7 protein-coding genes are annotated in these 8030 nt (G+C 55.1%); 2 read left to right on the top strand and 5 right to left on the bottom strand.

Annotation, left to right across the window (positions count from 1 at the left end):
* The first annotated feature begins 493 nt into the window (after window positions 1-493).
* Both URZ40_RS12140 and mdtD read left to right on the top strand, forming a co-directional pair.
* Window positions 494-1201, top strand: a complete 708-nt coding sequence (locus tag URZ40_RS12140; protein WP_116343677.1) for a FadR/GntR family transcriptional regulator — start codon at window positions 494-496, stop codon at window positions 1199-1201.
* Window positions 1198-2631, top strand: coding sequence for a multidrug transporter subunit MdtD (gene mdtD, locus URZ40_RS12135; protein ID WP_116343676.1), 1434 nt, complete (start codon window positions 1198-1200; stop codon window positions 2629-2631). Before URZ40_RS12140 ends, mdtD begins: the two co-directional genes overlap by 4 nt.
* Here mdtD and rbsR read toward each other — a convergent pair.
* The 5 genes from rbsR to rbsA form a co-directional block, all read right to left on the bottom strand.
* Window positions 2597-3589, bottom strand: coding sequence for a ribose operon transcriptional repressor RbsR (gene rbsR / locus URZ40_RS12130; RefSeq protein WP_116343675.1), 993 nt, complete (start codon window positions 3587-3589; stop codon window positions 2597-2599). The genes mdtD and rbsR overlap by 35 nt on opposite strands.
* 3 nt (window positions 3590-3592) lie before the next feature.
* Window positions 3593-4522, bottom strand: coding sequence for a ribokinase (rbsK, locus tag URZ40_RS12125; RefSeq protein ID WP_320720600.1), 930 nt, complete (start codon window positions 4520-4522; stop codon window positions 3593-3595).
* A gap of 108 nt (window positions 4523-4630) precedes the next feature.
* A complete protein-coding gene (gene rbsB, locus URZ40_RS12120; RefSeq protein WP_013099394.1) occupies window positions 4631-5521 on the bottom strand; it encodes a ribose ABC transporter substrate-binding protein RbsB in 891 nt (296 codons plus the stop codon).
* A 27-nt stretch (window positions 5522-5548) separates the two neighbouring features.
* On the bottom strand, window positions 5549-6514 hold the full coding sequence (gene rbsC / locus URZ40_RS12115) for a ribose ABC transporter permease (RefSeq protein WP_047360514.1): 966 nt from the start codon (window positions 6512-6514) through the stop codon (window positions 5549-5551).
* A 4-nt stretch (window positions 6515-6518) separates the two neighbouring features.
* Window positions 6519-8024 carry a ribose ABC transporter ATP-binding protein RbsA gene (gene rbsA, locus URZ40_RS12110; protein ID WP_116343674.1) on the bottom strand — a complete coding sequence of 502 codons (1506 nt, stop codon included), beginning with the start codon at window positions 8022-8024 and terminating at the stop codon, window positions 6519-6521.
* Between the last annotated feature and the right edge of the window lie 6 nt (window positions 8025-8030).

Here is an 8030-nt window from a genome sequence, read left to right as displayed (position 1 = left end):
CGCCAGCGTTCAATCTGAGCCATGATCAAACTCTTCAATTTAAGTTTGATGCTCGTGAATTAAACTTCGTAATGAATTACGTATGTTCACTCAGAGACTTGGTATTCATTTATTGTCCGAAGACATTAAGAATCCATGTCACTTTGAGTGCCCACACAGATTGTCTGATAAATTGTTAAAGAGCAGTGCCGCTTCGTTTTCGCTGCGGCGCGGGGTGTGCATATTACGCTTTCCCGCTTCAGAGTCAAGCGTTTGTTTTGCTTTTCTCTGCTGACCCGGCGGCGTGTGTGCCGTTGTTCCGTGTCAGTGGAGGCGCATTATAGGGAGTTATTCTTAAGTGACAAGAGGAAACTTAAAAAAAGTTTCTGTCCGCGTTTTTTTTCACCAACAGCGGTGAAATCAAGCTACAAATTGTTCTATTTGATGTATCTGCAACCACAATCACATTCGAGGTGGCATAATTATCAGCATGAAACATTAAGGAATAAAAGCGATGCCATTAAGCGCACAACAGCTAGCCGCCCAAAAAAATCTGTCCTATGTGCTGGCAGAAAAGCTGGCGCAGCGGATTTTAGCGGGTAAATATGCCCCGGGCAGCATCTTGCCGGGTGAAATGGAGCTGGGTGAGCAGTTCGGGGTGAGCCGTACTGCCGTTCGCGAAGCGGTGAAAACGCTGACGGCAAAAGGCATGGTGCTTCCACGCCCTCGTATTGGCACGCGCGTGATGCCACAGAGTAACTGGAATTTTCTCGATCAGGAGCTGCTCTCCTGGTGGATGACTGAAGATAACTTTAATCAGGTTGTCGATCACTTTCTGGTGATGCGCAGCAGTCTGGAACCCCAGGCATGTCTGCTTGCCGCCTCGCTCGGAACGGCAGAGCAGAAAGCGCAGCTTAACGCACTGATGGAAGAGATGGTGTTCCTGAAAAAACACTTCAACCGGGAACGCTGGGTTGAGGTCGATATGGCCTGGCATGAACACATCTATATGATGAGCGCCAATCCGTTCCTGACCTCCTTTGCCTCGTTATTCCATTCGGTGTACCACACCTACTTTACCTCTATTACACAAGACGAAGTGGTAAAGCTGGATTTGCATCAGGCGATAGTGGATGCCATTCAGGAGAGCGACGGGCAGCGAGCCCTGACTGCATGCCAGGCATTGCTGACCGCGCCAACCCACCAGCAGGTAAATAAATGACAGAGAAAAAAGCACGCAGCATGGCCGGATTGCCGTGGATTGCAGCCATGGCGTTCTTTATGCAGGCACTGGATGCCACCATCCTCAATACGGCGCTTCCCGCTATCGCGCAAAGCCTTAACCGCTCCCCACTGGCAATGCAGTCCGCCATCATCAGCTATACCCTGACGGTTGCGATGTTGATCCCGGTTAGCGGCTGGCTGGCCGATCGCTTCGGCACCCGCAGAGTTTTCATGCTGGCCGTAACGCTATTTACGCTCGGTTCGCTGGCCTGCGCGCTTTCAACATCCTTAACGGAGCTGGTTATCTTCCGCGTGCTGCAGGGAATTGGCGGCGCGATGATGATGCCGGTGGCGCGCCTTGCCTTGCTGCGTGCCTATCCACGCAGCGAACTGCTTCCCGTACTCAACTTCGTCACCATGCCGGGGCTGGTCGGCCCAATACTAGGCCCGGTTCTCGGCGGGGTACTGGTTACCTGGGCAAGCTGGCACTGGATTTTCCTGATTAATATTCCGATTGGCGTGGCAGGGCTGATCTATGCCCGCAAATATATGCCGAACTTCACCACGCCAAGGCGCAGCTTCGATATGGGCGGCTTTTTCCTGTTTGGCCTGAGCCTGGTGCTGTTCTCCAGTGGGATGGAGCTCATTGGCGAGAAGATCGTTGAAACGTGGCTGGCACTCGCCGTCATCCTCAGCGGTATTCTGCTGTTCCTTCTTTATATACGTCATGCGCGTCGTCATCCGACACCGCTTATCTCTTTATCTCTCTTTAATACCCGAACCTTTTCCGTCGGGATCGCGGGCAATATTGCCTCACGTCTGGGCACGGGCTGCGTACCGTTCCTGATGCCATTGATGCTGCAGGTAGGTTTCGGCTACCCGGCGCTGATTGCCGGCTGCATGATGGCGCCCACGGCAATGGGTTCCATTCTGGCGAAATCGACGGTCACTCAGGTACTGCGCTGGTTTGGCTATCGTAAGACGCTGGTTGGCGTGACGGTCTTTATCGGTCTGATGATTGCGCAATTCTCGCTACAATCCGCCGCGTTACCGGTCTGGATGCTGATCCTGCCGCTGTTTGTGCTGGGGATGGCGATGTCAACGCAGTTCACATCGATGAATACCATTACCCTTGCGGACCTGACCGACGAGAACGCCAGCAGCGGCAACAGCGTACTGGCGGTGACCCAACAGCTGTCGATCAGCCTCGGGGTAGCCGTGAGTGCGGCGGTACTGCGGTTCTACGAAGGGTTTGACGGTACCAATACCGTTGAGCAGTTCCACTATACCTTTATCACCATGGGCGTGCTGACGGTGGTGTCGGCGCTGGTCTTTATGCTGTTAAAACCGAAAGACGGCCGCAACCTGATCAAAGAGCGACACAAAGCAAAGGCTAAACCGAACCCCGTTCCATCAGAACAGGAGTAAGCTGCAGACGTTGCTGCTGCAGCGTGGGCTGCGCCATTCGGTGAATCAACACATCAATGGCCAGCTCACCCAGTTCATCTTTAGGCTGATGAATGGTGGTCAGCGGCGGCGTCATGTAGCGCGCCAGTTCGATATCATCGTAGCCCACTATCGCCATATCGTCCGGCACGCGCAGTCCCGCCTGATACAGCGCCTGATAGGCACCAAACGCCATTGCATCGTTACCGATAAACACCGCCTGCGGGCGAGGATCCTGCGCCAGCAGCTTCTGCATAGCCTCGAAACCGCCGTTAAATTCAAAATCACCGGTGATTCGGTAGCCATCAGGAATGGCAAGCCCAGCTCTCTCCATTGCAGAGAGATACCCTTCCAGACGCAAGCGCGCCGGGGTTTTATCCAGCGGGCCGGTAATGCAAGCAATGCGAGTATGACCTTTATCGATCAGATGCTGAGTCGCCATATCGCCGCCCAGCAGGGAGTTATCCTGAATCAAATCGCTGGTACCGTCGAAGGGTGCCCAGTCCATCATCACCGTGGGAATAGAGGGATAGCGCTGGATGATCTCTTTCGAGGGTTGATGCGTTTCGGTACAGAGCAGCAGCAGCCCGTCGACGCGTTTTTGCATCAGCGTTTCCAGGTTGCGGTTCATGCGCTGCTCGTCGCCTTCGGTATTGCACAGCACCAGGCTGTAGCCACGCTCAAAGCAGCTGCGTTCTACGCCACGAACAAGTTCAGAATAAAAAGGGTTGGTACTGGCGGTGATCAGCATACCGATGGTGCGCGTCTGGTTAAGCTTCAGACTGCGCGCCAGCGCCGACGGCGCATAGTTGAGATCTTTTACTGCGGCTTCGACTTTCTCACGAATCGCCTCGCTGACGAAGCGGTCGTTATTAATAACGTGAGAGACAGTCGAAGTAGAAACGCCCGCCATGCGGGCGACATCTTTCATCGTAGCCAAACGTTACCCCTGCTGACTTAAGAATTCATCGATCTCTTTGCGCCACGGAACGGAAGGCTGTGCGCCTTTGCGCGTCACCGCAATCGCGGCGGCGGCATGCGCAAAGCGGATGGCATCATCCATTACGTTTCCTTCCAGCAGCGCCGTCACCAGCGCACCGTTAAAGGTGTCTCCTGCGGCGATAGTATCAATGGCTTTGACCTTAAAGCCCGGCACGCGACGCCCTTCGCCATTTACGCTTGCCCACACCCCACGGCTGCCAAGAGTAATGATAACGGTCCCGATGCCTTTTGCATGCAGCACTTTCGCCGCACGCGCGGCATCGTCGTCATTTTCAACGCGAATGCCCGTCAGCTTTTCGGCTTCGGTTTCGTTCGGCGTAATGATGTCCACCAGCGCCAGCAGCTCGTCTGATAATACACGGGCTGGGGCCGGGTTAAGTACGACAGTGGTATGATTTTCATGCGCAATTTTCGCCGCAGCCAGCACGCTTTCAACCGGTGATTCCAGCTGCATCAGCAGGGCTTCCGCTCCAGCGATGATTCCGCGTTGCACTTCAACGCGTTCTGTCGTTAACGCAGCATTAGCCCCCGCATGAATACCGATGACATTCTCACCTTCCGCATTGACGAAAATCAGCGCCACGCCGGTAGATTCCCCTTCGACTACGCTCACTGGCGAAATATCAATGTTGTCGCTCGCCAGCTGTTTGCGTACGCGCTCACCGGTGTCGTCATCCCCCGTACAGGCGATAAATGCGATATTCGCCCCACTTCGTCCGGCGGCGACGGCCTGGTTTGCGCCTTTACCACCAAAGGCCACCTGGTACTGGTTACCCGTGACGGTTTCGCCCGGCGTGGGGAAGGTTTCAAGGTTAAGAATGTGATCGGCATTGATACTGCCAAGGACGACGAGGTTGCCTGCGGTTTTCATGGTTGAGCTGTCCATCTGAGAGCGCCACCGGTGTTACCCGGTGGCGTATGCCACACTTTTCTTTTATTTGGTGTCCCTCAGGCAGCCAGCGACTGCCTGAATCGCCTTTTACTGCTTAATGACCAGCTTCAGGTCAACCGGATATTTGGCCTGAACTTTTTCGCCCTTCAGCACTTTATCGGCAGTTTGCACGCCAGTGGCGCCAATCTGCTCAGGCAGCTGAGCGATGGTCGCAGCCAGTTTGCCATCATTTACTGCTTTTTCACCATCCGGCGTGCCGTCAAATCCGACAACCATCACATCAGATTTACCTGCAGTCTGCAGGGCACGCAGCGCGCCCAGCGCCATTTCGTCGTTCTGGGCGAACACAGCCTGCACATCAGGATGCGCAGTCAGCAGGTTCTGCATGACGTTCAGACCTTTAGTACGGTCGAAGTCTGCCGGCTGGCTAGCCAGCACGTTGAATTTATGTGCTGCTACAGCCTGCTGGAAGCCTTCACCACGCTCGCGGGCAGCGGACGTACCGGCAATGCCCTGCAGTTCGATAACTTTCGCGCCTTCACCGGCTTTCTTCGCAATGTAGTCACCGGCGATTTTACCGCCCAGCACGTTATCAGAAGCAATGTGGCTGACCACGTCGCCTTTCGTCGCCTGACGGTCCAGGGTAATGACCGGGATTTTTGCCTGGTTTGCCATCTTCACGGCGTTACCTACGGCGTCAGAATCGGTTGGGTTGATCAGCAGAATTTTGGTACCACGAACGGTTAAGTCCTGAACGTTAGCCAGCTCTTTCGCCGGGTTGTTCTGAGAATCCAGCACCACCAGGTTGTAGCCCAGCTTGTCCGCTTCTTTCTGCGCGCCGTCCTTCAGGGAGACGAAGAACGGGTTGTTCAGCGTGGAGATAACCAGCGCGATGGTGTCTTTAGCCATGGCGTTAGCACTTACGGTTGCGCTCAGCGCGACAGCGGAAACCAGGGTAGCCAGTTTTTTCATGTTCATATCTAAGATGTCCTGTAGTGTCGTCAGTTACTGTTTTTTGTTGTCTACCAGTACCGCCAGCAAAATCACCACTGCCTTAACGATCATCTGGTAATAGGAGGAAACACCTAACAAATTCAAACCATTATTCAGGAAACCAAGAATCAGTGCGCCGATCAATGTCCCAACAATGCGACCTTTACCGCCCGCAAGACTCGTACCGCCCAAAACCACTGCTGCAATGGCGTCCAGCTCATAACCCGTACCCGCCGTCGGCTGCGCGGAGGAGAGGCGCGCCACTTCGATGATGCCCGCCAGGGAGGCCAGCAGGCCACACAGGGAGTAAACGATAATTTTGACTTTATTAACGCTGATACCGGAAAGGCGCGTTGCCGCTTCGTTACCACCCAGCGCATAGATATAACGGCCCAGACGGGTGTGATGCAGCATGTACCACGCCGCCAGGAAGACGATAGCCATGATCCAGACCGGCGTTGGAATGCCCAGCGGGCGGCCAATACCGAACCAGCCAAACAGATCCGCGTTATCGGTAAAGCCGGTATTGACCGGGCTACCGTTGGTGTAAACCATGGTTACACCGCGCAGCAGCAGCATCATCACCAGCGTAGCGATAAACGCCTGAACGCGGCCCTTTGCCACAATCACGCCGGTTACAGCGCCTATCGCCGCGCCAGCTGCCAGGGCCGCAGCAACAGCCACCAGCGCGTTAACTTCAATACCAACAATCGAAGCGGCGATCGCACCGGTGAGCGCCAGCAGGGAACCGACGGACAGATCGATACCCGAGGTCAAAATCACCAGCGTCATGCCGACCGCCATAATAGCGTTCACCGACGTCTGCTGCAGAATGTTGAACAGGTTATTCACGGTGAAGAAATTCGGGCTCATGGTCGACACAATCGCGATCAGCACCAGCAGGGCAATCAGCGATTTTTGTTCCATCAGCCATGCCTTTGTGAAATAGCGGCGACCAGAAACAGCCTGGGTAGTCATCTTCTTACTCCTGATTCACGCGATTAAGCTTGCCCACAGCGGCAGCCATCAGAACTTCCTGGGTGGCCTGCTCGCGAGTGAATTCACCGCCGAGATGCCCTTCATGCATGACGATAATGCGATCGCTCATGCCTAATACCTCTGGCATCTCGGAAGAGACCAGAATGATGCTCAGACCGTCGGCCTTAAACTGGTTAATCAGCTGATAGATCTCTTTCTTCGCGCCCACGTCCACGCCGCGGGTTGGCTCGTCGAGGATCAATACTTTCGGGCGCGTCATCAGCCCGCGGGCAATCGCCACTTTCTGCTGATTCCCGCCGGACAACAGGCCAATCGCCTGCTCCATCGACGGGGTTTTGACGTTGAAGAGACGGATAAAATCGCTGACCGCCTGCTGCTCGTCTTTATGCTTCAGGCTCCCACCGCTATGGCTGAAATAGCGCAGCGCGGTAAGCGACATGTTCTCTTTTACCGACATCCCCAGCACCAGGCCGTCGCGCTTACGGTCTTCGGATATATAGACGATACCGTTCGCCAGGCCATCCTGCGGAGAGCGAGTGACCACTTCATGACCGTCGAGGGTGACATAACCGCTGGTGCGCGGCAGTGCGCCGTAGAGCACTTTCATCAGCTCGGTACGGCCTGCGCCCATCAGGCCCGCCACGCCCAGGATCTCCCCCTGACGCAGGGTAAAGGTCACGTCGTTCACACCCGGACCGCAGAGGTTGTCCACCTTCAGGCGGATCTCACCTGGCGCTTTGTCCAGACGCGGATACTGATCTTCAAGCTTGCGTCCCACCATCATTTCGATGAGCGTATCTTCGGTCAGCGTCGCCACTTCGCGCTCGGCAATAAACTGCCCGTCGCGGAAGACGGTGACGTCGTCGCAGATTTCGAAGATCTCTTTCATGCGGTGAGAAATATAGACAATCCCACGTCCCTGCGACTTCAGCTCGCGGATAACGCGGAACAGGGATTCGGTTTCGGTATCGGTCAGGGCGTCGGTCGGTTCATCCATAATGATGACCTTCGACTCAAAGCTCAGCACCTTCGCGATTTCCACCATCTGCTGATCGCCGATGGAGAGATCGCCCACCAGGCGGTCGCTTTTAAAGCGCAGGTTCAGCTTCGCCAGGAGTTTATCCGCTTCGGCGTACATGGTTTTCCAGTCGATTTTGCCGAACCTGTTCACAAACTCGCGGCCGAGGAAGATATTCTCTGCAATAGTGAGCTGCGGGATAAGGTTCAGCTCCTGGTGAATAATGCCGATGCCCGCTTCCTGTGAAGATTTCGGGCCGTTAAAGGTGGTCTCTTTGCCCAGCCATAGCAACGAACCGGCATCGCGCTGGTAGATCCCGGTCAGCACTTTCATCATGGTGGATTTGCCGGCGCCGTTTTCCCCCACCAGCGCCATCACGCGCCCGGGGTAGACGTTCAGCGCCGCGCCGGAGAGGGCTTTTACGCCCGGGAACGACTTATCGATCCCTTTAAGTTGCAGTAATGCGTCCATGATGGC

This window comes from Enterobacter sp. 296B2 (assembly GCF_034106185.1).
In the GTDB taxonomy this organism is placed as follows: domain Bacteria; phylum Pseudomonadota; class Gammaproteobacteria; order Enterobacterales; family Enterobacteriaceae; genus Enterobacter; species Enterobacter cloacae_N.
The sequence above is the reverse complement of the archived record's forward strand: the minus strand, read 5'-3'. Positions and strand labels throughout refer to the sequence as shown.

Excerpts from the sequence above, each read along its gene's own strand:
- rbsK (WP_320720600.1), bottom strand. The coding sequence starts at position 4,522 with ATGAAAACCGCAGGCAACCTCGTCGTCCTTGGCAGTATCAATGCCGAT.
- rbsB (WP_013099394.1), bottom strand. The coding sequence starts at position 5,521 with ATGAACATGAAAAAACTGGCTACCCTGGTTTCCGCTGTCGCGCTGAGC.
- rbsC (WP_047360514.1), bottom strand. The coding sequence starts at position 6,514 with ATGACTACCCAGGCTGTTTCTGGTCGCCGCTATTTCACAAAGGCATGG.
- rbsA (WP_116343674.1), bottom strand. The coding sequence starts at position 8,024 with ATGGACGCATTACTGCAACTTAAAGGGATCGATAAGTCGTTCCCGGGC.
- URZ40_RS12140 (WP_116343677.1), top strand. The coding sequence starts at position 494 with ATGCCATTAAGCGCACAACAGCTAGCCGCCCAAAAAAATCTGTCCTAT.
- mdtD (WP_116343676.1), top strand. The coding sequence starts at position 1,198 with ATGACAGAGAAAAAAGCACGCAGCATGGCCGGATTGCCGTGGATTGCA.